The following is a 25,093-nucleotide window of genomic DNA, read 5'->3' as shown; positions in this document are numbered from 1 at the left end:
AGCCGGCAAGGGACGGCCGGAAGTTGCCCGGCGCGGGAACACCCGGCCCGGGCGCGAACACCCGGGCCGGTACGCACCCGCCCGGCCCGGGCGGGTGGCCGAGCCCGGTATGCCGGCACCCGGCGCAGGGGCGGCGGTCAGCGGGCGGTGCCGGGGCGGGAGGGCGCCAGGCCAGGTACACCGGGCCCCGGCGGCGGCTGCACCGGGGCGGCAGCGGCCAGGCCCGGTACGCAGGGCCTCGCCCATGGGTGTCACCACAGGACTTCCGGGACCCCGGCACCCGGGCCCCGACCTCGACGGGTGGCCCTCCACCCCGACGCCGGGCCCCGACCTCGACGCCCGGGCCCCGACCTCGACGGACGAGGACACCCCCGCGTATCCCGCCCCCGGAGAGGCGGCTGCCCCCGACACCACGGCTCCGACGAGGCGGCACCCCTGGGCATCCCGCCCCCGGCGGGGCGGCACCACCCGGTACGCGGGTGGGTGGCAGCACAGAGCGTGTACGGGCGGGCCGGTCCGGCCCCCCGGGCCGCCGCACCCTGACGGACCGCCGTCGGCCCGCGGGCGCCGTACCTCGGCGGGCCGATAGACGCCCGTGAGGGACCGGCGGGCGTGGCACGGCGCCTGCCTGCGGGTTCGCCCGGCGGAGCGGTGGAGGGCGGGCCCCGGCACCTCCGTACCGTGGGGCACCGGGCCCGGGCCGCCCCGCGAGGCGCCGCACTCCTGGTGAGGCAATAGGCTGGGGGCTGTCGAGGTCAGTAACCGGTCGTCACCGCGTGAGCGGCGGCGACACCGCGCCGAGGAGCCATCCGCCGTGTCCGAGCCGTCCCCCAACCCCGGCGGGGAAACCCTTCGCCCCCGTGCGTCCCTCCGTACCGCCGTGGTGTGGGAAGTCCTCAAGGAAGCCCTGGACCGCCGGGCCAAGACGGCCGGGACGGCCGGAGGCGTCCTCGACGTCCTGGACACCGGCGGTGGCACCGGCAACTTCGCCGTGCCGGTGGCCCGCCTCGGGCACCGCGTCACCGTGGTCGATCCCAGCCCGAACGCCCTGTTCGCGCTGGAGCGCCGGGTCGCCGAAGCGGGCGTGGCGGACCGGGTGCGAGGCGTGCAGGGCGACGCCCACGGGCTCTTCGACGTGGTCGAGCCCGCCGGCTACGACGTGGTGCTCTGCCACGGTGTGCTGGAGTACGTGGACGACCCCGCCGAGGGGGTGCGGAACGCGGTCGCCGCGCTGCGCCCCGAGGGCACGCTCAGCCTGCTCGCCGCCGGGCTCGGCGGAGCGGTGCTCGCGCGGGCGCTGGCCGGCCACTTCACCGAGGCCCGGCACGCCCTGACCGACGCCGCCGGGCGCTGGGGCGAGGCCGACCCGGTCCCGCACCGCTTCACCGCCGAGCAGCTCACCGGATGGGTCACCGAGGCCGGCCTGGAGGTCGGCGCGGTGCACGGGGTGCGGGTCTTCTCCGACCTGGTCCCCGGGGTGCTGGTGGACACCGAACCCGGCGCGCTGGAGGCTCTGCTCCAGCTGGAGTCGGCCGTCGCCGAACTGCCCGCCTTCCACTCCGTCGCCACCCAGCTGCACGTGCTCGCCGACCGCGGCTGACCGGTCATCCCCGCACCGGCCGGCGGCCGGCGGGGGAGCGGCCGGGCTCGGCCCACCCGATCGGCCGGTTCGCCCCGTATGATCGAAGGACACCGTCCCGCATGGCGGATCGGCGGGTGGGGAATGGACCTTTCAGCGCCCTCAGCCACCACTGCGGTACCGGTGGGTGAATTGGCGCAGAGGGGCGGGTTTCACGGGGGCGATTCCCTGCCTATCCTGAAAGGGTCGCACCCGGTCGCCCCCCGCGACCGACGAGTAGGAGGACTCCGTGCCGCTCTCGGAGCACGAGCAGCGCATGCTCGAGCAGATGGAGCGAGCGCTGTACGCCGAAGATCCCAAGTTCGCGACAGCGCTTGAGGGTAGCGGCCTGCGCACGTACACCCGGCGACGGGTCTACCAGGCGGTCGCCGGTTTTCTGGTGGGCATCGCGCTCCTCATGGTCGGCGTGGCTGTCCAGCAGATCTGGGTCAGCGTGGTGGGCTTCCTGGTCATGCTCGGCTGCGCGGTGCTCGCGGTCACCGGGTGGCGCAAGGCGCCCAAGCCGGGGGAGGAGCGCGTGGCGGGGATCGGCGATGGCCCGGCACGCCGTCACCCGGGTGGTCGTCAGCGTCGTTCGATGATGAACCGGATCGAGGAGCGGTGGCAGCGCCGCCGCGACGAACAGGGACACTGAGCGCCCGCGCCGACCGGCGCGGGAGACGTTCCTGAGCACCATGTGGGCCGAGGGACGGCCGCCTGCCGGGCGGCCGTCCCTCGGCCTTCTCCGGTCCCTGCCCCGCTCCTCGCTCCGGCTGCCCGCCCGGGGCCACCGAAGACGCCCGTGCCCGCGGGCCGGGGGCGGGCGGCCCAGCCATCCGTCTCTGCGGGTGGGTGCGTGGCTCCCGGTTTCCCGCAGCCCTGCCCTTGCCGCGGGGCCGGTCCACCCGCCGCGCGCCGGCCCGGGAACCCCGGCTCGGCCCGGGTCCCCATGGCTGGATGAGGCATCCCCGAGCACCTGATCCGGGACGCCTCGGCACCGACCGCCGTGCTCCGGCCACCGGAGCGTGGCGGGCAGCCCGCCGAACCCCTCCCTCCCGGAACCCACCCGGGGGCTGCGGCGGGCCCCGCGCCGGAAATTCCGGTGTGGCGCCCCGCGCCGGAGACTCCGGATGTCCGCCAGGGGATCCCCGGAAGCCACGCCCGAGCACTGCCCGAGCCTCACACGAGGCAGCGCGGGGCCGGGTCGGGCACGACGGGGACCGACGGACCCCCAGGGGCCGGTGGGGCACGCCCGGGACCCGGCGGGAAGCTCCCCGGAGCCTCAACCCGGCCCCGGGCCCCGGCGCCCCCCGCCGGAGCGCCCGGGGACCCTCCCGGAGCACCCGGAGCCGGAACGAGGCCGCGACTCCCGGCCGAAGGGCGACGGGACCGTCCCGCGCACCTCCCGTGCACCACGGGGAGGGCGGGGCACCACCCCGGCCCACGGAATCCGAAGGCGGCCCGGTCACGCGAGTCACTCCGGACGGGCCGTCCGGCGACCCGGCGCAGGCGGCCGGCGGCCGGCCGCCAGGACCTGGGGTCCGGGCTCGGCACCCCGTCCTGGGCACCCCGCAACCGGCGCACCGGGAGAGCCGGGTTCCCGGAGCCGCGCAGTTGCGTTTCACGGGGCCGCACAGCCCAGGGGCGCGCCCCCGGGAGCCGCAGCCCGGGAGCCGCGGCCCGGGAGCGCGTCCCGAGGCGGTCAGCCGCGTTGGCGGCCGGGGCGGCGCAGCGCGGTCGCCCGTTGCGTCCACCGGCCGGCGGACGCGCGGCGGCGTGCCGTCCAGGAGGACCAGCGCCGTGAGGCGGCCCACACCACCCGCACGGACGAGCGGGGAGCGAGCAGTGCGCGCAGCCGCGTCCGGCGGTCGGCCGATGCCCGCAGCCCGGCGATCACCAGCCGGACGTCGGCCGCCGGCCCCGGCAGCGGGTGCGGATGCGGCGCGTACAGCACCTCCTCCACCGCGACCGCCACCCGCCGCGCGGCCTCCGCCGCGTCGGGCTCCAGCTTCCCGTGCCGGACGAGCCGGTCCACCGCCCTCCGCGGACTCAGGGTGTCGTCCGGTACCACGCCGTGGTCCCAGCCGGTGTCGATCAGCTCGTGCCAGGCGGCGAGTGTCCGGTCGGCGGCGGCCGTGCCGCCCGCCGGGTCCGGGCCGCCCGCCGGGGCGCGTGCGGACGGGCCGGCCAGCCGTCCGGCGCGGGTCCGCAGCCGCCACAGCATCGGGGCCAGTGGTACGACCAGCAGGGCCACCGCGAGCGCGGCCACCACCACCCAGGTGAGGGCGTCGCCGCCCCAGCCCCCGGAGGAGTCCTGGCCGGCCGGGGCCGCCGCGGCCGTGTCGCAGTCGCCCTGCTTCCGGGCCACCGGCGGGCAGCTCTCCTGCGCCGACGGCTCCGCCGAGGGACGCTCGGAGGTGGTGGGCTCGGGGTCCGGTACGTCGGCGGGGTCCTCGGAGGGTATCGGGGTGTCGGTGTAGACCGGCCGGGTGCCGCGGCTGGGGGTGGGCTCGAACCGGGTCCAGCCCAGCCCCTCGAAGTACAGCTCCGGCCAGGCGTGGGCGTCCCGGATGCCGACCGACATGGTGCCGTCGGTCTGGGCGGTGCCCGGGGTGAAGCCCACCGCGACCCGTGCCGGGATGCCCAGCGTGCGGGCCATGGCCGCCATCGAGAACGAGAAGTGGACGCAGAAACCCTCGCGGTCCCGCAGGAAGTTCGCGATCGCCTGCGGCCCCTTGCCGGCCCGCACCTGGGTGTCGTAGCGGAACCCGCCGTCGGAGGCGAACCAGTCCTGCAGCCGGACCGCCTGCTCGTAGGAGTTCTCGGCCCCCGCGGTCACCTCGCGGGCCGTGTCGCGGACCACCGACGGCAGCGAGTCGGGTACCCGGGTGTACTCCTCCACCAGCCGCGGGGGCGGCTCCGGTGCCGCGGCCAGCTGGCCGGCGGTCGGCTCCACCCGCATGCTGGAGACGGTGTAGCGCACGCCGCGGGTGGTCTGCCGGTGGTCGCCCACCACGGTGCGGCCCTCCGGCTCGTACCGCCAGCGTCCGTCGATCTCCACCCGGGTGGCCGGGTAGGGCATCGGGAGCCAGTCCTGGGCGTACCAGTCGGCGGCGGAGACGGTGGTGTTCACGCTGGTGGTCCGGACGCCGGTGTCCAGCCCCACGGGCCAGGGGAACCGCTCCGGCACATCGCTCACCGGGCGCTCCGAGGGTTTCCAGGTGGCGCCGTCGAACGAGTCCAGCGCGAGGATCCGCAGGTACATGTCCTGGGTGCGCCCGGAGGTGGTCCGGTACCGCAGCACCTCACGGTTCTCCGGCTGGTTGAGGCTGTCCTGGAGGGACACCAGCGGGTTCACCGCGGAGATGGTGCCCCCGCCGCCGCCCTTCCCGGAACCCCCGCCGTCGTCGTCCAGCAGCCCGCCGTCCAGCGACGGCAGCACCGCCGGCACCGCCAGCGCGACACCCAGCGCCAGCGCCCCGATCCGGCGGCCGGTGCGCACCGGGGCGCTCGCCGACCCGCCCTCGGTGACCGCCGGGCGGTGGCCGGCGCCCGGCGGGCCGCCCCCGGTGCCGGTGAAGACCCGGCCCCACCGGGAGAGCCGGTCCCGGCCCTCGGCCAGGAGGAGCAGCAGATAGCCGCTCGCGGCCAGCAGGAACCACAGCCAGTCCTTGTCGCCGTCGGCGAGCCCGGCGGCGACCGAGTACAGCGCCAGCAGCGGCAGCCCCGCGGGGGCGGCGCTGCGGTAGGTGACCGCCACGGCGTCCACCACCAGACCGATCAGCAGCACCCCGCCGACCAGCAGCAGCCGGATGCCGTCGGTCAGGGGTGCCGGACTGGCGTACAGCGCCACGTCGTCGGCCCCGTCCCGCAGCAGCAGCCCCAGCCGGTCGATCGACGACGGGCTGGGCAGCAGCCCCAGGAACGCCTGCCCGCGGGTGAAGACCAGGGTGCACAGCACCACCGTGACCAGCAGCTGGGCCGCCACGGTGAGCGGGCGGGGCAGCGGCACCCGCCGGGCCGCGACGCCCGCCGCGGCCTGGGCCGCCAGCAGCAGCGCCGCCTGGACCACCCAGCCCGACGCGTTGACCAGCGGGGTCAGCGCGCACGCCGCCGCCATCGTGGCCAGCGACGCGAACACCGCCAGCCGTACGCTTCCACTCACGACCACACCCCCGTCCGGGCCGCTGCCGCCGCCGGTCCGTTGTCCGGCCGGCTTCCGCCGGCCCCCGCCTGGCGCCACAGATGGGCCAGCGGTACGCCCGGGCCCACCGCCAGCGCCGTCCAGCCCGCCTCGCGAAGGACCCGCAGCCGCTCCTCGGTCCGCTGCCCGGCGCCCGCCGGTCCGCCCTGCGACCAGGCGGGATGGTCGAGCACGAAGGCCACCGCCGCACCGCTGCGGCGCCGCATCCGGGCCGCGAGCGCGGCCTGTTCCTCGTCCAGCTCGCCGAAGAACGCCACCAGCAGCCCCGCCCCGCCGGTCCGCAGCACGTCGTACGCGGGCGCCAGCCCGGTGCCCTGCGAATGGCCCACCACGGCGAGGGCGTCCAGCAGCATCCCGGCGGTGTCCGCCGTCTCCAGGGCGGGGCCGGCGGAGCCGCTCGCCGGGTCGCCGCCGGGCACCGTGCCGCCGGTGTCGGTGAGCAGCCGGACCGCGTACCCGCGCTCCAGCAGGTGGATCGCCGCCGACGCCGCGGCGGAGACCGCCCATTCGAACCCGGAGTCCGGCCCGGCCCCCCGGTGGGCGGTGGCCCGGGTGTCGAGCAGCACCGTGCAGTGCGCCCGCTGCGGCTGCTCCTCGCGGCGGACCATCAGCTCGCCGTAGCGGGCGGTGGAGCGCCAGTGGACCCGTCGCAGGTCGTCACCGTGCCGGTAGCCGCGCGGAATCACGTCGTCCTCGCCGGCCAGGGCCAGCGAGCGGCTCCGTCCGTCGCCGTAGCCGGCGGCCTCGCCGGCCAGCCGCACCGGGGGCAGCGGCTCGACCCGCGGCACCACCGTGAGGGTGTCCCGGGTGCTGAACCCGCGGGTCAGCTCGCACATGCCGAACGGGTCGGACAGCCGCAGCTGCAGCGGTCCCAGCGGATAGTGGCCGCGCAGCTCGGCGCGGACCCGGTAGGACACCTCGCGCCGCCCGGACGGCTCGATCCGGTCCAGCACGAAGCGGGGGCGCGGGCCGAGGACGTAGGGCACCCGGTCCTGGAGCATCAGCAGCCCGGTGGGCAGCCGCGAGACGTTGTCGATGCGCAGGTGCACCCGGGCCTCGGAGCCCACCGGCACCCGGGCCGGGCCCAGCCACCGGGTGCCCGCCACCCGGTGCCGGGTGCGGTACAGCACGCCCACGCAGGCCAGCGGCAGCACCGCGAGCAGCAGCCCCACCCGCAGCAGGTCCTGCTGGCCCAGCACGTACGCGCAGACCGCGGCGGCGATGCCGGCGGCCAGGAAGGAGCGGCCCCGGGTGGTCAGCCCGGACAGGGCCGAGCGCACCCCGTCCGGCTCCTCCTCCCCGCCGGCCGGCGGGGTCCCCCCGAAGGCGGCCATCAGTACCCCCGGGCGCCCGGCGGCTGCCGGCCGAACTCACCCGGCCGCAGGCCGAAGTCGCCGGGCGGCGCGCCGAAACCGGCCGGCGGCACGCCCGGAGGCGTCCCGGGCGGCATCGCCGGGGGCGCGGCCGGCGGCACCGCCCCCATGGTGTGGTGCGGCACCGGCGCGGCTCCGCGCGGCGCCGCGGTGGGCACCGCGGTGCGCTGCAGGATCTCCAGCACGATCTGCTCGGAGGTCCGCCGGTTCAGCTGGGCCTGAGCGGTCGGCAGCAGCCGGTGCGCGAGCACCGGGACGGCCAGCGACTGCACGTCGTCCGGGAGGGTGTAGGCGCGGCCGGCCAGCGCCGCCGCGGCCTTCGCGGCCCGCAGCAGATGGAGCGTGGCCCGCGGCGAGGCACCCAGTCGCAGCTCCGGGTGGGTACGGGTGGCCGCGACCAGCTCGACGGTGTACCGCCGCACCGCGTCGGCCACGTGCACGCCGCGCACCGCCTCCACCAGGCCGACGACGTCCTTGGCCCCGGCGACCGGCCGCATGGCGTCCAGCGGCGAGACCGACCCGTGGACGTCGAGCATCCGCAGCTCGGCCTCCGGACCGGGGTACCCCATCGAGACCCGGGCCATGAACCGGTCGCGCTGGGCCTCCGGCAGCGGGTAGGTGCCCTCCATCTCGACCGGGTTCTGGGTGGCCACCACCATGAACGGACTGGGCAGCTCGTAGGTCTTCCCGTCTATGGTGACCTGCCGCTCCTCCATCGACTCCAGCAGCGCCGACTGGGTCTTGGGGGAGGCGCGGTTGATCTCGTCGCCGATCACGATCTGCGCGAAGATGGCGCCCGGCTTGAACTCGAACTCCTTGCGCTGCTGGTCGTAGATGCTCACCCCGGTCACGTCCGAGGGGAGCAGGTCCGGGGTGAACTGGATGCGGCGCACCGAACAGTCCACGGACCGGGCCAGCGCCTTGGCCAGCATCGTCTTGCCCACCCCGGGGACGTCCTCGATCAGCAGGTGCCCCTCGGCCAGCAGCACCGTGAGCGCGAGCCGCACGACCTCCGGCTTCCCCTCGATCACGCTCTCCACCGAGGCGCGGATCCGCTCCGCCGTGGCGGTCAGCTCCCCGCCGAGCGCGGACTCCCCCCTGCCGGGACCACCCTCCTGGCTCGCCCGCTCGTCATAGGTCGTCACCCGGCCCTCCTCGGCCCTCCCGGACCGAGAACCCGATGACGGACCCGGCCCACCCCGAAACGCGGACACCCGGCCCCTGTGACGGGGCGATGTCACGAACGCATTCTCGCCGTCCCCGCGGCATCCCGTCACTCGCCTGTGGATAACCCAGATCCGTATGGGCGGGATTGCCCCGATTGGGGCGTGTTTACGGGCTCGAATCCGCGATCCGACCGGGTCGGTCTCGCGCGGCGGGCCCGTGTGCACATCGAACGAAGCCTCGCACATCGGCCCGGTGGCGCGGGAACGGGGAGCCCGGACCGGACCCAAGGGCCCGGGCCCTCCCCGGCACCGGCCCTGCCCCTCGGAAGTCCGCCCGTCCGCGGGCCCGGAGGAGCAGGCGGGGGACTGGGAGCCGGCCGGGCGGGGGACCGCCGCGGCGTGAACACCGGCGTCCGGGTGACGGACCGCGGGCGCCGGTCGCTGCGCCCGGCGGACGCGTGCGGCCGGGCGGCGGCACGGGCGGGCGGGGGCCGGCCGGGGCCCCCGCGGCATTCGTGTGACCTGACCCACACCGGTGAAGGAGTCGTGTCGACCGGGTGACAGGGCGGGGGCGCGGCCGCCGCGGGACGCGCCGACCGGTTGGTTGACCGAAGGGACGAGTGGACTAAAGTGACGCGAAGTGGGAGGCGTGACGCTCCCCTGGGACACCGACACCGAAACATCGCACGTGCGCGGCGCGTACGTACCACTCGGCCTCCTCCCGCTCCCCGGCCTCCTGACGTCACTTCCCCGGCGCCAGTGGGCCGCTTCCCCTTCGAGCGGGCGGGGACCCGGCGGTGCGTACCTCTCGCGCCGGACCTGCAGAAGGGCGCATGAGCAGCAACGCTCTCCACGTTCCCGTCATGCTCCAGCGCTGTCTGGACATGCTCGCTCCCGCCCTCGCCGAGCCGGGGGCGGTGGTGGTCGACTGCACCCTGGGCCTGGGCGGGCACAGCGAGGCGCTGCTCGCCACCTTCCCCGCCGCCCGGCTCGTCGCCCTCGACCGCGACCCGGCGGCGCTGCGGCTCTCCGCCGAACGGCTCGCGCCCTACGGGGACCGCGCCACCCTGGTGCACGCCGTCTACGACGAACTGCCCCAGGTGCTGGAGCGGCTCGGCATCCCCAAGGTGCAGGGCGTCCTGTTCGACCTCGGTGTCTCCTCCATGCAACTGGACGAGGCCGAGCGCGGCTTCGCCTACGCCCAGGACGCGCCGCTGGACATGCGGATGGACCAGAGCACCGGCATCAGCGCCGCCGAGGTCCTCAACACCTACCCGCCCGGCGAACTGGTGCGCATCCTGCGCGCCTACGGCGAGGAGAAGTTCGCCCGCAAGATCGTCGAGGCGGTGGTCCGGGAACGCGAGAAGGAACCGTTCACCACCAGCGCCCGGCTGGTGGAGCTGATCCGGGCCGCGCTGCCGCAGGCCGCCAAGCGCACCGGCGGCAACCCCGCCAAGCGCACCTTCCAGGCGCTGCGCATCGAGGTCAACGGGGAGCTGGCGGTGCTGGAGCGCGCGGTCCCGGCCGCGGTCGCCGCGCTCGCCGTCGGCGGCCGGATCGCCGTCCTGTCGTACCACTCGCTGGAGGACCGGCTGGTCAAGCAGGTGTTCGCGGCCGGTGCCGCCAACACCGCACCGCCCGGGCTGCCGATCGTGCCCGAGCAGTACCAGCCCCGGCTGAAGCTCCTCACCCGCGGCGCCGAACTGCCCACCGAGGCCGAGGTCGCGGAGAACCGCCGGGCCGCCCCGGCCCGGCTGCGGGGCGCCGAACGCATCCGGGAGGACCTGCGGTGACCCAGGCGCCCGCCGCCCTCCGCGGTCCGGCGCCCGTGGCCGTCCGCGGTCCGGTGTCCGTGACGGCCCGCCGCCCGGAGCCCGCCGCCGCGCGCGGTCCGGCACCCGCCGTCCGCCGCCCGGAGCCCGGACCCGCGGCCGCCCGCGGCCCGGTACCCGCCCCCGTCCGTGGCCCGGCCCCGGCCGGGGAGGCCGGGTGAGTGCCGGCCGGGGCGGGACGGCGCGGCGGACGCCGTTCGTGCTGCTCGTGGTGGTCCTCCTCGGCTCCGGGCTGATCAGCCTGCTGGTGCTCAACTCCGCCCTCAACCAGGGCTCCTTCGAACTGGAGCGGCTGGAGCGGCGGACCACCGAGCTGGAGGACGAGCGGCAGGCCCTGCAGCAGGAGGTGGACCGGCTCTCCGCCCCCGACGCGCTGGAGCGGCGGGCCCGGGAGCTGGGCATGGTGCCCGGCGGCAGCCCGGTCTTCCTCGGCCCGGACGGCACCGTGCGCGGCGTGCCGGACCCGGCGGGCTCCTCCTCGGTGCTGCGCGCCCCGCGCCCCCCGGCCGCCCTGGGCCACCACCGGCACCCTCAGGACCCCTCGGCGACCCGCCCCCTGACCCCGGTAGGTGACGCACATGCCGCACCCCTCGGGACGCGCTCCCGCCGTCCCCGCACCGCCGGGGACCGCCCCCGGTGCCTCCGCGGACCGCTCCGTCCCGTCGCGGCGGTGGCCGGATGACCGCCCCGCGCGACCCCCGGACGGCGGGTGCCGCGCCCGGCCCGGCCCCGCGGCGAGACCCCCGCCCGCGTACGCCCGGCTCCCGGCCGCCGGCCGGCCGCCGGCCCGCCGCCCGCCCGGCCCCCCGGCCGCGGCGGACGCCCGGCTCCCGGCCGCTGCGGCTGGGCAGCCCGCGCCCTCGGCTGCGGCTGATCAGCCTGGCGCTGACCCTGGTGATGCTGGCCTTCACGGTCCGGCTGCTCCAGGTGCAGGCGGTGGACGCCGACGACTACGCCTCCAAGGCCAACGTCAACCGGTACGTCCCGGTGCGGCTGGCCGCCGAGCGCGGCACCATCACCGACCGGTCCGGGATCGCCCTGGCCACCACCGTCGACGCCTACGACATCACCGCCGCGCCCGACCTGCTGACCCCCGCCACCGCCGGGATCGACGACGCCCCGCGGCAGGCCGCCGAACTGCTCGCCCCCATCCTCGGCGCCGACCGGGCGGAGCTGGAGCGCCGGCTCACCGCCAACCCGCGCTCCCAGTACGTGGTCCTGGCGCGGCAGCAGACCCCGCAGGTGTGGAAGCAGATCAAGGACCTGAAGCAGGCCCTGGCCGACAAGGCCGAGCGGACCGGCGGGGTCAACGTGCTCGCCGGGGTCAACCGCGAGGCGCACAGCAAACGCGTCTACCCCAACGGGGAACTGGCCGCCGGGATACTGGGCTTCGTGGACGCCCAGGGCAAGGGCGCCGGCGGCGTGGAACGGCAGTGGGACCGGACCCTCGCCGGCAAGGACGGCAAGCGCGTCTACGCCCAGTCCGGCGGCCGGCAGGTGCCCACGGCCGACGTGGAGGAGCAGCCCGCGGTGCCCGGCTCGGACGTGGAACTCACCATCGACCGGGACATCCAGTGGGCGGCCCAGCGCGCCATCGGCGAGCAGGTCCGCGCCTCCCGGGCGGACCGCGGCTACGTGGTGGTGCAGGACACCCGGACCGGGCAGATCCTCGCCCTCGCCAACGCCCCGGGCTTCGACCCCGGCGACGTGGCGGGCGCCGACTCCACCGCGCTGGGCAACGCCGCGCTCTCCGACGCCTACGAACCGGGCAGCGTCAGCAAGGTGATGTCCATGGCCGCGGTGCTGGAGGAGGGCGCCGCCCGCTGGGACACCCGGGTCGAGGTGCCCAACCGGCTGCCCCGCGCCGACCGCGCCTTCGCCGACGACGTGGACCACCCCACCTGGTACCTGACGCTCAACGGGGTGCTCGCCAAGTCAAGCAACATCGGCACCATCCTCGCCACCGAGCAGCTGGGCCGGACCCAGCCCGAGGCCAACCGGGTGCTCCACTCCTACCTGCGGAAATTCGGCATCGGCCGGGCCACCGGGCTCAACTTCCCCGGCGAGACCAGGGGCATCCTCGCGGCCCCGGAGGACTGGAACGCCTCCCAGCAGTACACCATCCCGTTCGGCCAGGGCCTGTCCCTCAACGCGGTGCAGGCCACCTCGGTGTACTCCACCATCGCCAACGGCGGCGTGCGCATCGCCCCGTCCCTGGTGCGCGGCACCCGCGGACCGGACGGCGGGTTCACCCCGGCACCGGCCCCGGAGCGGACCCGGGTGGTGAGCGGGAAGACCGCCCGCACCCTGTCCGCCATGCTGGAGTCGGTGGTGGACGACCACGAGGGCACCGGCACCCGGGCGAAGATCGCCGGCTACCGGGTGGCCGGCAAGACCGGCACGTCCAACCGGGTGGATCCGAAGACCGGCCGCTACCACGGCTACACGGCCTCCTTCGCCGGTTTCGCCCCCGCCGACCAGCCGCGGGTGACGGTCTACTGCGCGGTCCAGAACCCGACCAGCGGCAGCTACTTCGGAGGCCAGGTCTGCGGCCCGGTCTTCAAGCAGGTCATGGAGTTCGCGCTGAAGACGCTGCGGGTCCCGCCCTCCGGGAAGGAGCCCGCCCGGCTGCCGGTGAGCTACTCCCCGCGGTCCTGAACGGCACACCGTGACGACGATCACGCCCCACTCCGGGAACCGGTGCCGATTTCGCGACCAGGCGGGTACGCCCGGTACGCTCACCGCCGTGCCACATGCTGATCAGTCCCAAACCTCTCCGAACGACGTTCCCGCGAGTTTCCCGGGAGCGCCCCGTCCTGCCAAGGTGCTCCCGGTCCCGTTGCGGGAGCTCGCCGATCAGCTGGGCATCCCGGCCCCGGAGGGGGAGCCGGTCACCGGGATCACGCACGACTCGCGAGCGGTGCGCCCCGGCGACCTGTACGCGGCGCTGCCCGGCGCCCGGGTCCACGGCGCCGACTTCGCCGCCCAGGCCGCGGACCTGGGGGCCGTCGCGGTGCTGACCGACCCGGCCGGCCGGGAGCGGGCCGAGGCCGCCGGCCTGCCGGTGCTCACCGTGCCCGACCCCCGGGGGCGGATGGGCGCCCTGGCCGCCACCATCTACGGCGAGCCCGGCCGGGACCTGCTCCAGATCGGCATCACCGGCACCTCCGGCAAGACCACCACCGCCTACCTCGTCGAAGGAGGGCTGCGGGCGGCCGCGGGCGGTGAGGAGCGGACCGGCCTGATCGGCACCGTGGAGTCGCGGATCGCCGGTGAACGGGTGAAGTCCGAGCGCACCACCCCCGAGGCCACCGACCTCCAGGCGCTGTTCGCGGTCGCCCGGGAGCGCGGCGTGCGCTCCCTGGTCATGGAGGTCTCCAGCCACGCCCTGGTGCTCGGCCGGGTGGACGGCTGCGTCTTCGACGTGGCGGTCTTCAACAACCTCAGCCCGGAGCACATGGAGTTCCACTCCGACATGGAGGACTACTTCCGGGCCAAGGCGCGGCTGTTCACCCGCGCCCGGAGCCGGGCCGCGGTCGTCAACCTCGACGACGAGTACGGCCGGCGCCTGGTCGGGCTGAGCGAGGTCCCGGTCACCACCTTCTCCGCCGAGGGCCACCCGGACGCCGACTGGCGTGCCGAGGACGTGGAGTACGGCGCGCTGGACTCGACGTTCACCATCGTCGGCCCCGGCGGCCGGCGGATCCGCGCCGCCGCCCCGATCCCCGGCCCGTTCAACGTCGCCAACGCCCTCGCCGCGGTCACCGCCCTGGCGGTCGCCGGGGTGGACCCGCAGACCGCCGCCGACGGCGTGGCCGCCGTCCCCGGCGTCCCGGGCCGGCTGGAGCGGGTGGACGCCGGACAGCCCTACCTCGCGGTGGTGGACTACGCCCACAAGACCGACGCCGTGGAATCGGTCCTGCGCTCGCTGCGCAAGGTGACCAAGGGCCGGCTGCACGCCGTGCTCGGCTGCGGCGGCGACCGCGACACGCACAAACGTGCCCCGATGGGCGCGGCGGTGGCCCGGTACGCCGACACCGCCGTGCTCACCTCGGACAACCCCCGCTCCGAGGACCCGCTGGCGATCCTGTCCACCATGCTCGCCGGCGCCGCCTCGGTGCCCGCCCACGAGCGCGGCGAGGTGCTGGTGGACGCCGACCGGGCCGCCGCCATCGCCGCCGCGGTGGCACGGGCCCGGCCCGGTGACACCGTCCTCGTCGCCGGCAAGGGCCACGAGCTGGGCCAGGACATCGCCGGGGTGGTACGCCCCTTCGACGACCGCCAGGTCCTGCGCCGGGCCATCGAGCGGTCCCGGACCGCCGACGCGTCCGCGCCCACCGCACCGCACCGTCACGACCAGGGATGACTTGATCGACATGCGCGCACCAGCCTCCCCCAGGACGCCTTCCCGGACCACCGGGGGTGACCTGTGATCCCCCTGTCCCTCGCCGAGATCGCCGGGATCGTCGGTGGACGGCCGCACGACGTACCGGACCCGGAGCAGCGGGTCACCGGACCGGTGGTGATCGACTCCCGCGAGGCGGTACCCGGCTCCCTCTTCGCCGCCTTCTCCGGGGAGCGCGTGGACGGCCACGAGTTCGCCGCACGGGCGGTGCAGGCGGGCGCCGTGGCCGTGCTGGCCGCCCGCCCGGTGGGCGCGCCGGCGATCGTGGTGGACGACGTCGAGAAGGCCCTGGGCGCGCTGGCCCGGGCCGTCGTGGAGCGGCTGGGCGCCACCGTGGTGGCCCTCACCGGCTCCTCCGGCAAGACCAGCACCAAGGACCTCATCGCCCAGGTCCTCCAGCGGCACGCGCCCACCGTGTGGACACCGGGGTCGCTCAACAACGAGATCGGCCTGCCGCTGACCGCACTGCGGGCCGACGGGACCACCCGGCACCTGGTGCTGGAGATGGGCGCCCGCGGCGTGGGCCACATCCGGTACCTCACCGGCCTCACCCCGCCGCGCATCGGCCTGGTCCTCAACGTGGGCACCGCGCACCTGGGGGAGTTCGGCGGCCGCGACCGGATCGCCCTGGCCAAGGGCGAACTCGTCGAGGCGCTCCCGGACGCCGGGGCCGGCGGCGTGGCCGTGCTCAACGCGGACGACCCGCTGGTGCGTGCCATGCGGGACCGCACCAAGGCGCGCGTCGTGCTGTTCGGCGAGGCCGAGGACGCCGACATCCGCGCCGAGAATGTCCGTCTCACTACGGTAGGTCAGCCCTCCTTCACGCTTCACACCCCCACCGGGTGCAGCGACGTGACCTTGCGCCTGTACGGTGAGCACCACGTGTCGAACGCGCTTGCCGCAGCCGCCGTCGCGCATGAGTCGGGTATGCCCGTGTCGGAGATCGCCCAGGCGCTCTCCGAGGCCGGGCAGCTGTCCCGCTGGCGTATGGAGGTCACCGAGCGGGCGGACGGCGTGACGGTCGTCAACGACGCCTACAACGCGAACCCGGACTCCATGCGAGCCGCGCTGCGCGCGCTGGCCGCGATGGGCCGTGCCAGACAGGCCCAGGGAGCGCGGACGTGGGCGGTGCTGGGCCAGATGGCCGAGCTGGGCGAGGAGTCACTCGCCGAGCACGACGCGGTCGGACGGCTGGCCGTCCGGCTCAACGTCAGCAAGCTCGTGGCGGTCGGCGGCCAGGAGGCCGCCTGGCTCGACATGGGCGCCAAGAACGAGGGTTCGTGGGGTGAGGAGTCGGTGCACGTGTCCGACGTGCGGGCGGCGATCGACCTGTTGCGCAGAGAACTGCGCCCGGGGGACGTCGTGCTGGTGAAGGCTTCCAGGTCGGTGGGGTTGGAGCGGGTCGCGCTGGAACTGCTCGATGGTGAGGGCGAGGTCGCCGGCCGATGGGCATGAGGCAGATCCTCTTCTCCGGAGCCATCGGGCTCTTCCTGACGCTGATCGGCACGCCGCTGCTGATCAAGCTGCTGGCCCGGAAGGGCTACGGTCAGTACATCCGGGACGACGGCCCGCGCAGCCACGGCAGCAAGAAGGGCACGCCCACCATGGGCGGTATCTCCTTCATCCTGGCGACGATCATCGCGTACGCCCTGACGAAGGTGATCACCTCCAGCGACCCCACGTTCTCCGGGGTCCTGGTGCTCTTCCTCTTCGCCGGCATGGGCCTGGTCGGCTTCCTGGACGACTACATCAAGATCGTCAAGCAGCGGAGCCTGGGCCTGCGCGCCAAGGCGAAGATGGCCGGCCAGCTCATCGTGGGTGTCGCCTTCGCGATCCTGTCGCTGAACTTCGCCGACTCGCGGAACCAGACGCCGGCCTCCGACCGGCTCTCCTTCACCCAGGACTTCGGCTGGCAGATCGGCCCGGTGATCTTCGTCATCTGGGCGCTGTTCATGATCCTGGCGATGTCCAACGGCGTGAACCTCACCGACGGTCTCGACGGCCTGGCCACCGGTGCCTCGGTGATGGTGTTCGGGGCGTACACCTTCATAGGCGTGTGGCAGTTCCAGGAGTCCTGCGCCAACCAGCCCACGGCCGGCCCGGCCTGCTACGAGGTGCGCGACCCGCTCGACCTGGCCGTGGTGGCCTCCGCCCTGATGGGTGCCTGCTTCGGCTTCCTGTGGTGGAACACCTCTCCGGCGAAGATCTTCATGGGGGACACCGGCTCGCTCGCGCTCGGCGGCGCGCTCGCCGGTCTGGCCATCTGTTCGCGCACCGAACTGCTGCTCGCCATCCTCGGCGGCCTGTTCGTGCTGATCACCATGTCCGTGGTCATCCAGGTCGGCTCCTTCCGGCTCACCGGCCGGCGGGTGTTCCGGATGGCGCCACTCCAGCACCACTTCGAACTGAAGGGCTGGAGCGAAGTCCTGGTGGTGGTCAGATTCTGGATCATCCAGGGCATGTGCGTGATCGTCGGCCTCGGCATCTTCTACGCGGGCTGGCGGGCGGCGAAGTGACCCCGGACTTCCACGGCAAGCACGTCACCGTCGCCGGACTCGGCGTCTCCGGTGTCCCCGCCGCGCGGGTGCTGCGCGAGCTGGGCGCCGAGGTCACCGTCGTCAACGGCGGCGACGGACCCCGCGAACGGACCCAGGCCGGCGAGCTGGAGGCGCTCGGGGTGACCGTGCGCCTCGGCGACGGGGCCACCCTGCCCGCCGGCACCGAACTGGTGGTCACCACCCCCGGCTGGAAGCCCGCCTCCCCGCTGTTCGCCGCCGCCGCGGCGGCCGGCGTCCCGGTCTGGGGCGACGTGGAGCTGGCCTGGCGGCTGCGGGACCGGGACCCGGCGCGGAAGCCGGCGCCCTGGCTCGCGGTCACCGGCACCAACGGCAAGACGACCACCGTCCGGATGCTGGAGTCCATCCTCGGCGCCGCCGGGCTGCGCACCGCCGCCGTCGGCAACATCGGCGTCTCGCTGCTCGACGTGGTCACCGGGGACGCGGAGTACGACGTGCTCGCCGTGGAACTGTCCAGCTACCAGCTGCACTGGGCGCCCTCGGTACGGGCGCACTCCGCGGCCGTGCTCAACCTCGCCCCCGACCACCTCGACTGGCACGGCTCGATGGCCGCCTACGCGGCCGACAAGGGCCGGATCTACGAGGGCAACCGGGTGGCGTGCGTGTACAACACCGCCGACCCGGCGACCGAGGAGCTGGTGCGCGCAGCCGACGTGGAGGAGGGCTGCCGCGCCATCGGCTTCACCCTGGGCACCCCGGGCCCGTCCCAGCTGGGCCTGGTGGACGACCTGCTGGTGGACCGCGCCTTCGTGGCCGACCGGCACCGGCAGGCGCAGGAGCTGGCGCAGATCACCGACATCGGCGCCGCCGCCCGCGGCGCGGACCAGGCCCCGCCGCCCGCCCCGCACAACATCGCCAACGCGCTGGCGGCGGCGGCCCTGGCACGCGCCTGGGGCGTGACGCCGGCGGCGGTACGGGACGGGCTGCGGGCCTTCCGCCCCGACCCGCACCGCATCGAGTTCGTCGCCCGGACCGGCGAGGTCACCTGGATCGACGACTCCAAGGCCACCAACACCCACGCCGCCCAGGCGTCGTTGGCGGCGTACCGGCCGATCGTGTGGATCGCCGGCGGCCTGGCCAAGGGAGCCGCCTTCGACGAGCTGGTGCGCGACTGTGCGGACCGGCTGCGCGGGGTGGTCCTGATCGGCGCCGACCGGGCGCTGATCCGCGACGCGCTGGCGCGACACGCCCCCGAGGTCCCGGTGGTGGACCTCGACCGGACCGACACTGGGGCGATGGCGGCGGCCGTACGGGAGGCGGCGCGGCTCGCCCGGCCGGGAGACACCGTCCTGCTGGCCCCGGCCTGCGCCTCGATGGACATGTTCGTGAACTACAACGCCCGCGGCGACGCCTTCGCCGCCGCCGTCCGCGAACTGGCGGCCGGCGGCGAGGGTCCCGCCCAGGATTGTCCAGGGCACTGACCCGCGGCTCCCTGCGCGAGGACCGCCGGCGCGGGCCTGACGGAGGGATGCGACGAGATGTCTCGTGACGAGTCCGCGGCCCGGCCCCGGGCGGGCGCCGTGCGGGGCCGGGCACGCCCCGCGGGGCCGGCCCGCCCGGCGCCCGGCGCCCGCCCGCGGCCTGCCGCGCGGCGTCCCGCGGCGCCGGTGCCGCGGGCCGGCCGCGCCCCGTCCGGCCGCGGGCCGCGCCAGCTGCTGGAGAAGGTCCGGCGGGCCTGGGACCGGCCGCTCACCGCCTACTACGTGATCCTCGGCGGCAGCCTGCTGATCATCGTGCTGGGCCTGGTGATGGTCTACTCGGCCTCGCAGATCAAGGCCCTGCAGTCCGGGCTGGCGCCCTCCCACTTCTTCCGCAAGCAGCTGCTGGCGGCCGTGCTGGGCGGGGTGCTGATGTTCTTCGCGGCCCGCACCCCGGTCCGGGTGCACCGGGCGCTGGCCTACCCGCTGCTGGCGGCCTCCGTCTTCCTGATGTGCCTGGTGCAGGTGCCCGGGATGGGGGTGGCGGTCAACGGCAACCAGAACTGGATCGCCTTCGGCCCCTTCCAGCTCCAGCCGAGCGAGTTCGGCAAGCTGGCGCTGGTGCTGTGGGGCGCGGACCTGCTCGCCCGCAAACAGGACAAGCGGCTGCTGGCCCAGTGGAAGCACCTGCTGGTACCGCTGGTTCCGGCCACCTTCATCCTGCTCGGCCTGATCATGCTGGGCGGGGACATGGGCACCGCGATGATCCTCACCGCGATCCTCTTCGGGCTGCTGTGGCTGGCGGGCGCGCCCACCCGGCTGTTCGCCGGTGTGCTGGGCTGCGCCGCGCTCATCGGCTTCCTGCTGATCAAGACCAGCTCCAACCGCATGTCCCGGCTCGCGTGCACCCTGGCCACCGAGCCCGGGCCGGGGGACCAGTGCTGGCAGGCCGTGCACGGCATCTACGCGCTGGCCAACGGCGGCTGGTTCGGCTCCGGGCTGGGCGCCAGCATGGAGAAATGGGGTGAACTCCCCGAACCTCACACCGACTTCATCTTCGCCATTACCGGGGAGGAACTCGGCCTCGCGGGGACACTGTCGGTCCTCGCCCTCTTCACGGCTCTAGGCTATGCGGGTATCCGCGTGGCCGGACGCACGGAGGACCCCTTCGTGAGGTACGCCGCGGGAGGCGTGACCTGCTGGATCATGGCCCAGGCCGTGGTCAACATCGGTGCGGTGCTCGGTCTGCTGCCGATCGCCGGCGTCCCGCTCCCGCTGTTCTCCTACGGAGGGTCCGCCCTGCTGCCGACCATGTTCGCCATCGGACTGCTGATCGCCTTCGCGCGGTCGGAACCCGGTGCCCGGGCGGCCCTGGCCATGCGGCAGCCTGTGTTCGGTAAGAAGCGGGCTGGGCTGAGATGGAAGACGATGAGACGGCGCGTCAAGAAGCGGCCGTCCGGAGAGCGGTGAATTTCGGTGCATGTCGTACTCGCCGGTGGGGGGACCGCCGGCCACATCGAGCCCGCGCTCGCCCTCGCGGACGCCCTGCGGAGGCAGGACCCGACCGTGGGGATCACGGCGCTCGGCACGGAGCGGGGGCTCGAAACGCGGCTCGTACCCGAGCGGGGTTACGAACTCGGGCTCATCCCGGCGGTCCCGCTGCCCCGTAAGCCGACACCCGAGCTGATCACCGTCCCCGGGCGGCTGCGCGGCACCATCAAGGCCGCCGAGCAGATCCTGGAGCGCACCAAGGCCGACTGCGTCGTCGGCTTCGGCGGCTACGTGGCGCTGCCCGGCTACCTGGCCGCCAAGCGCCTCGGGGTCCCCATCGTGGTGCACGAGGCGAACGCCCGGCCGGGCCTGGCCAACAAGATCGGCTCCCGCTACGCCACCTTCGTCGCGGTCAGCACCCCGGACAGCAAGCTGCGCAACGCCCGGTACGTGGGCATCCCGCTGCGCCGGTCCATCGCCACCCTGGACCGGGCGGCGCTGCGGCCCCAGGCCCGCGCGGCGTTCGGGCTCGACCCCAACCTGCCCACCCTGCTGGTCTCCGGAGGGTCCCAGGGCGCCCGCCGGCTCAACGAGGTGGTCCAGACCGTCGCCCCGTTCCTGCAGCGCTCCGGCATCCAGATCCTGCACGCGGTCGGCCCGAAGAACGAACTGCCGCGCGTGGACAACATGCCCGGAATGCCGCCTTACATCCCGGTATCGTATGTGGACCGGATGGACCTCGCGTACGCCGCTGCCGACATGATGCTCTGCCGCGCGGGCGCGATGACCGTCGCCGAACTCTCCGCCGTCGGGCTGCCCGCCGCCTACGTCCCGCTGCCGATCGGCAACGGCGAGCAGCGGCTCAACGCCCAGCCGGTGGTCAAGGCGGGCGGCGGCCTGCTCGTCGACGACGCCGAGCTGAGCCCCGAGTGGGTGCAGAGCAACGTGCTCCCGGTGCTCGGAGACCCGCACCGGCTGTACGAGATGTCGCGGCGCGCCGCCGAGTTCGGCCGCCGGGACGCCGACGAACTGCTCGTCGGCATGGTGTACGAGGCGATCGCCCAGCGCCGCAGGGGCTGACCGGGCGGGTGCGCCGCCAGGCGTGAGGCAGGAGGTGCCCGGGGCCGCCCCGGGCACCTCGGCGGAAGGAGGCAGGCAGCGTGGCCGGACCCAGGACCGCCGAGCGCAACGGACGACGGGCCCCGGTGGCCCGGCCGGCGCCGCCCGGACCCCGGCGCCGGCGGCTGCGCCGCCCGGACCGCCGCACCGTGGTGCTGGCCCTGGTCGCCGCGGTGCTGCTGGGCGGCGCGGGCACCTGGGTGGTCTACGGCTCGGGCTGGCTCCGGGCCGAGCGGGTGACGGTCACCGGCACCCGGGCACTCACCCCCGCGGCGGTGCGCGAGGCCGCCGAGGTGCCGCTGGACACCCCGATGGCGTCGGTGGACACCGGGGCCGTCGCGGACCGGCTGCGAAGCCGGCTGCCCCGCGTCGCGGAGGTGGACGTGGTCCGCTCCTGGCCGCACACCATCCGCCTGGAGGTAACCGAACGGAAGGCCGTGGCCGTGATCCGGTCCGGCCGCCGGTACACCGAGGTGGACCGGGAGGGCGTCCGTTTCGCCACCTCCGCCAAGGCCCCCGCGGGCGTTCCGGTCCTCGCGCTGGACACCGGGGCGGCCACCCCGAGCACCCGCCGGTTCGGCGCCGACCGGCTGCGCCGGGAGGGCGTGCGGGTGGCCGTCGCGCTCCCCGCCCCGGTCCGCCGGGACGCCCGGGTGGTCCGGGTCCGCTCCTACGACTCCATCACCGTGGAGTTGGCCGGCGACCGTACGGTGATGTGGGGCAGCGGCGAGCGGGGCGCGGCCAAGGCGAGGGCCCTGAGCGCGCTGCTGAAAGCCGTTCCGGAGGGGCGGCACTTCGACGTGAGTGCGCCCAGTGCCCCTGCGGTGGCTGATAGTTGACGCCGGGGCGGGTATGCGGTCCGGTGGGTCGGCCCCCGGGTTGGCCACCCTCAGGGGTGATCACATAGGGTGAAAAGAAAAACGGGAGGTTCGGCGTGTTCATTGAACGCGCGCCGCTTGTCGACTTAGTGTCCTGTCCCAAGAACCCAGGGAACAGCAGCACGGTTAACCCTAAACTTCACCTTTAGGGTTGGGGTCGGCCAAGAGGACCGCCCCATTCGGCATCAGTCGGCGCACCGCAGCAACTGCGGGGTGGCGACACGTAAATCGAGGCGAGAGGCCTTCGACGTGGCAGCACCGCAGAACTACCTCGCAGTCATCAAGGTCGTCGGCATCGGCGGCGGTGGCGTCAACGCCATCAACCGGATGATCGAGGTCGGGCTCAAGGGCGTCGAGTTCATCGCGATCAACACCGACGCGCAGGCCCTGCTGATGAGCGACGCCGACGTCAAGCTCGACGTCGGCCGGGAGCTCACCCGCGGCCTCGGCGCCGGCGCCAACCCGGACGTCGGCCGCAAGGCCGCGGAGGACCACCGCGAGGAGATCGAGGAGGTCCTCAAGGGGGCCGACATGGTCTTCGTCACCGCGGGCGAGGGCGGCGGCACCGGCACCGGCGGCGCGCCCGTCGTCGCCAACATCGCCCGCTCGCTGGGCGCCCTGACGATCGGTGTGGTCACCCGCCCGTTCACCTTCGAGGGCCGCCGCCGGGCGAACCAGGCGGAGGACGGCATCGCGCAGCTGCGCGACGAGGTGGACACCCTCATCGTGATCCCCAACGACCGACTGCTGTCCATCTCGGACCGCCAGGTGAGCGTGCTCGACGCGTTCAAGTCCGCGGACCAGGTGCTGCTGTCGGGTGTCCAGGGCATCACCGACCTGATCACCACCCCCGGCCTGATCAACCTGGACTTCGCCGACGTCAAGTCCGTGATGTCCGAGGCGGGCTCCGCGCTGATGGGCATCGGCTCGGCGCGCGGCGACGACCGCGCGGTGGCGGCGGCGGAGATGGCCATCTCCTCGCCCCTGCTGGAGGCGTCCATCGACGGCGCCCGGGGTGTCCTGCTCTCCATCTCCGGCGGTTCCGATCTCGGCCTGTTCGAGATCAACGAGGCCGCGCAGCTGGTGAGCGAGGCCGCCCACCCGGAGGCCAACATCATCTTCGGTGCGGTGATCGACGACGCGCTCGGCGACGAGGTGCGGGTCACCGTCATCGCGGCGGGCTTCGACGGCGGCCAGCCGCCGGCCAAGACCCGCGACAAGGGGATCGGCTCGTACGGCGGACGGGAGGAGCCCGCCCCGGTGCCCTCGCGCCCGGTCGCCCCGGCCGAGCCCAGCCGTCCCGCGTTCGGCGGGCTCGGCAGCATCACCCAGCGGGACGAGGAGCCGATCCCGGACCCGGCCCCGGTCGGCGACATCTCCTCCGGCCCGTACGGCAAGGAGCCCCCGCTGCCCCCGATCAGCTCCCCGCAGGTCCCGCCGGCCCGGCCGTACCAGGACAGCGCCGAGGAGCTGGACGTCCCGGACTTCCTGAAGTAAGCACCGCCTGAAGTGATAGGGCAGCAGCACGAAGCGAGCGGCGCGCACTTCGCCTTCACCGACCGGTGGGGCGGGGTGAGCGCCGCTCCGTACGACGAGCTCAACCTGGGCGGCGCGGTCGGCGACGACCCGGCCGCGGTGCTGGCCAACCGGAAGCTGGCCGCCGAGCGGCTCGGCCTGGACCCGGCGGCGGTGGTCTGGATGAACCAGGTGCACGGCCGGGACGTGGCCGTGGTGGACGGGCCGTGGACCACCGGCGAGGCCCCCGCGGTGGACGCGGTGGTGACGGCCCGCCGGGGACTGGCCCTCGCGGTCCTCACCGCCGACTGCACCCCGGTGCTCCTCGCCGACCCGGTCGCCGGGATCGCCGGGGCGGCGCACGCCGGACGGCCCGGCCTGGTCGCCGGGGTGGTGCCCGCCGTGGTGGCCGCGATGCGGGAACTCGGCGCGCGGCCGGAGCGGATCGTGGCGCGCACCGGCCCGTCGATCTGCGGACGGTGCTACGAGGTGCCGGAGGCGATGCGGGCGGCGGTGGCCGAGGTGGTCCCGGAGGCCTGGGCCACCACCGGCTGGGGCACTCCATCGGTGGACGTGGCGGCCGGGGTCGTCGCCCAACTCACCCGATCCGGTGTGAGAATCGACGCATCGTCGGCCGTCTGCACCCGGGAGTCGGCCGATCATTTTTCGTACCGGCGGGACCGCACCACGGGGCGGCTCGCGAGTTATGTCTGGTGCGGGGAGGTCCCCGGGCCGGTGGGTGGAAAAGGCTGAGCTGTGACCGACCGCAGGAGTGAACTCGCCGCCAATCTGGCGGGGGTGGAGGACCGCATCGCCGCGGCCTGTGCCGCGGCCGGCCGCCGCCGCGAGGAGGTGACCCTCATCGTGGTCACCAAGACCTACCCCGCCGACGACGTCCGGCTGCTGTCCGGGCTCGGTGTCCGGCAGGTGGCCGAGAACCGGGACCAGGACGCCGCCCCCAAGGCCGCCGCCTGCTCGGACCTGCCGCTGAGTTGGCACTTCGTCGGTCAGCTCCAGACCAACAAAGTGCGCTCCGTGGTCACTTATGCCGATATCGTGCAGTCCGTCGATCGGTCCCGACTGGTGGACGCCCTGTCCACGGCGGCGGTCCGCGCCGGCCGCGAGGTGGGCTGCCTGATCCAGGTGGCCTTCGACGCGGAGTCGGGCGAGCGCGGGGACCGCGGCGGGGTGGCACCGGACGGGGTTCCCGCGCTGGCGGAGCGGATCGCCGGCGCCCAAGGTCTGCGGCTGGACGGCCTGATGACGGTGGCTCCGCTGGCCGGGCCGTACGCGGGGGACCCGCGGGCGTCATTCGACCGGCTGATGGAAATCTCAAGCCGCCTGCGCGCCGACCATCCTGCTGCGAACATGGTCTCGGCAGGGATGAGCGCGGACCTCGAAGACGCGGTGGCGGCGGGAGCGACACATGTGCGCGTCGGTACCGCGGTACTCGGAGTCCGACCCCGGCTCCGGTAACGTCGCCAAGAAGTCGGACCAC

The 25,093-nt window shown here is 74.9% G+C and carries 18 protein-coding genes; 15 read left to right on the top strand and 3 right to left on the bottom strand.

What is annotated here, in order from left to right:
• Window positions 1-814 precede the first annotated feature (814 nt).
• Window positions 815-1,600, top strand: coding sequence for a methyltransferase (locus tag IHE55_RS06195; RefSeq protein WP_197988111.1), 786 nt, complete (start codon window positions 815-817; stop codon window positions 1,598-1,600).
• A 268-nt stretch (window positions 1,601-1,868) separates the two neighbouring features.
• The gene (locus tag IHE55_RS06190) at window positions 1,869-2,273 is read left to right on the top strand and encodes an SCO2097 family morphological protein (RefSeq protein ID WP_197988110.1); all 405 of its coding nucleotides are present in this window, start codon (window positions 1,869-1,871) and stop codon (window positions 2,271-2,273) included.
• A 1,047-nt stretch (window positions 2,274-3,320) separates the two neighbouring features.
• On the opposite strand, the gene IHE55_RS06185 is transcribed toward IHE55_RS06190, so the two are convergent.
• The 3 genes from IHE55_RS06185 to IHE55_RS06175 are packed head-to-tail and all read right to left on the bottom strand — an operon-like array spanning window position 3,321 to window position 8,340.
• Window positions 3,321-5,783 carry a transglutaminase TgpA family protein gene (locus IHE55_RS06185; protein WP_197988109.1) on the bottom strand — a complete coding sequence of 821 codons (2,463 nt, stop codon included), beginning with the start codon at window positions 5,781-5,783 and terminating at the stop codon, window positions 3,321-3,323.
• Window positions 5,780-7,156: a DUF58 domain-containing protein gene (locus tag IHE55_RS06180; protein WP_197988108.1), complete on the bottom strand. Its 1,377-nt coding sequence runs from the start codon at window positions 7,154-7,156 to the stop codon at window positions 5,780-5,782. The genes IHE55_RS06185 and IHE55_RS06180 overlap by 4 nt, the downstream gene beginning before the upstream one ends.
• Window positions 7,156-8,340: an AAA family ATPase gene (locus IHE55_RS06175; RefSeq protein WP_197988107.1), complete on the bottom strand. Its 1,185-nt coding sequence runs from the start codon at window positions 8,338-8,340 to the stop codon at window positions 7,156-7,158. Before IHE55_RS06175 ends, IHE55_RS06180 begins: the two co-directional genes overlap by 1 nt.
• An 854-nt stretch (window positions 8,341-9,194) precedes the next feature.
• Here IHE55_RS06175 and rsmH point away from each other — a divergent pair.
• The 13 genes from rsmH (at window position 9,195) to IHE55_RS06110 (ending at window position 25,071) form a co-directional block, all read left to right on the top strand.
• Complete coding sequence (gene rsmH, locus IHE55_RS06170; RefSeq protein ID WP_197988106.1) at window positions 9,195-10,154, top strand: 16S rRNA (cytosine(1402)-N(4))-methyltransferase RsmH; 960 nt, start codon at window positions 9,195-9,197, stop codon at window positions 10,152-10,154.
• 196 nt (window positions 10,155-10,350) lie between these two features.
• Window positions 10,351-10,875, top strand: a complete 525-nt coding sequence (gene ftsL, locus IHE55_RS06165) for a cell division protein FtsL (protein ID WP_307826532.1) — start codon at window positions 10,351-10,353, stop codon at window positions 10,873-10,875.
• Entirely contained in the window at window positions 10,872-12,851 is a 1,980-nt protein-coding gene (locus IHE55_RS06160) for a peptidoglycan D,D-transpeptidase FtsI family protein (protein ID WP_197988105.1), read from the top strand. Before ftsL ends, IHE55_RS06160 begins: the two co-directional genes overlap by 4 nt.
• 10 nt (window positions 12,852-12,861) lie before the next feature.
• The gene (locus tag IHE55_RS06155; RefSeq protein WP_197988104.1) at window positions 12,862-14,559 is read left to right on the top strand and encodes a UDP-N-acetylmuramoyl-L-alanyl-D-glutamate--2,6-diaminopimelate ligase; all 1,698 of its coding nucleotides are present in this window, start codon (window positions 12,862-12,864) and stop codon (window positions 14,557-14,559) included.
• 63 nt (window positions 14,560-14,622) lie between these two features.
• Window positions 14,623-16,053, top strand: coding sequence for a UDP-N-acetylmuramoyl-tripeptide--D-alanyl-D-alanine ligase (locus IHE55_RS06150; protein ID WP_197988103.1), 1,431 nt, complete (start codon window positions 14,623-14,625; stop codon window positions 16,051-16,053).
• Window positions 16,050-17,114 (top strand): phospho-N-acetylmuramoyl-pentapeptide-transferase, encoded by a 1,065-nt coding sequence (mraY, locus tag IHE55_RS06145; protein ID WP_197991813.1) that lies wholly within the window; start codon window positions 16,050-16,052, stop codon window positions 17,112-17,114. The genes IHE55_RS06150 and mraY overlap by 4 nt, the downstream gene beginning before the upstream one ends.
• Window positions 17,111-18,595: a UDP-N-acetylmuramoyl-L-alanine--D-glutamate ligase gene (gene murD / locus IHE55_RS06140; RefSeq protein WP_197988102.1), complete on the top strand. Its 1,485-nt coding sequence runs from the start codon at window positions 17,111-17,113 to the stop codon at window positions 18,593-18,595. The genes mraY and murD overlap by 4 nt, the downstream gene beginning before the upstream one ends.
• Before the next feature lie 57 nt (window positions 18,596-18,652).
• The gene (ftsW, locus tag IHE55_RS06135) at window positions 18,653-20,062 is read left to right on the top strand and encodes a putative lipid II flippase FtsW (RefSeq protein WP_197988101.1); all 1,410 of its coding nucleotides are present in this window, start codon (window positions 18,653-18,655) and stop codon (window positions 20,060-20,062) included.
• A gap of 6 nt (window positions 20,063-20,068) precedes the next feature.
• Window positions 20,069-21,163, top strand: coding sequence for an undecaprenyldiphospho-muramoylpentapeptide beta-N-acetylglucosaminyltransferase (gene murG, locus IHE55_RS06130; RefSeq protein WP_197988100.1), 1,095 nt, complete (start codon window positions 20,069-20,071; stop codon window positions 21,161-21,163).
• Between the two features lie 80 nt (window positions 21,164-21,243).
• Window positions 21,244-22,041: a cell division protein FtsQ/DivIB gene (locus tag IHE55_RS06125; RefSeq protein ID WP_197988099.1), complete on the top strand. Its 798-nt coding sequence runs from the start codon at window positions 21,244-21,246 to the stop codon at window positions 22,039-22,041.
• Window positions 22,042-22,329: 288 nt separating this feature from the next.
• Window positions 22,330-23,577: a cell division protein FtsZ gene (gene ftsZ, locus IHE55_RS06120; protein ID WP_197988098.1), complete on the top strand. Its 1,248-nt coding sequence runs from the start codon at window positions 22,330-22,332 to the stop codon at window positions 23,575-23,577.
• 12 nt (window positions 23,578-23,589) lie between these two features.
• Window positions 23,590-24,348, top strand: coding sequence for a peptidoglycan editing factor PgeF (pgeF, locus tag IHE55_RS06115; protein ID WP_197988097.1), 759 nt, complete (start codon window positions 23,590-23,592; stop codon window positions 24,346-24,348).
• A 3-nt stretch (window positions 24,349-24,351) separates the two neighbouring features.
• A complete protein-coding gene (locus tag IHE55_RS06110; protein WP_197988096.1) occupies window positions 24,352-25,071 on the top strand; it encodes a YggS family pyridoxal phosphate-dependent enzyme in 720 nt (239 codons plus the stop codon).
• Window positions 25,072-25,093 lie beyond the last annotated feature (22 nt).

This window comes from Streptomyces pactum (assembly GCF_016031615.1).
Classification (GTDB): domain Bacteria; phylum Actinomycetota; class Actinomycetes; order Streptomycetales; family Streptomycetaceae; genus Streptomyces; species Streptomyces pactus.
The sequence above is the reverse complement of the archived record's forward strand: the minus strand, read 5'-3'. Positions and strand labels throughout refer to the sequence as shown.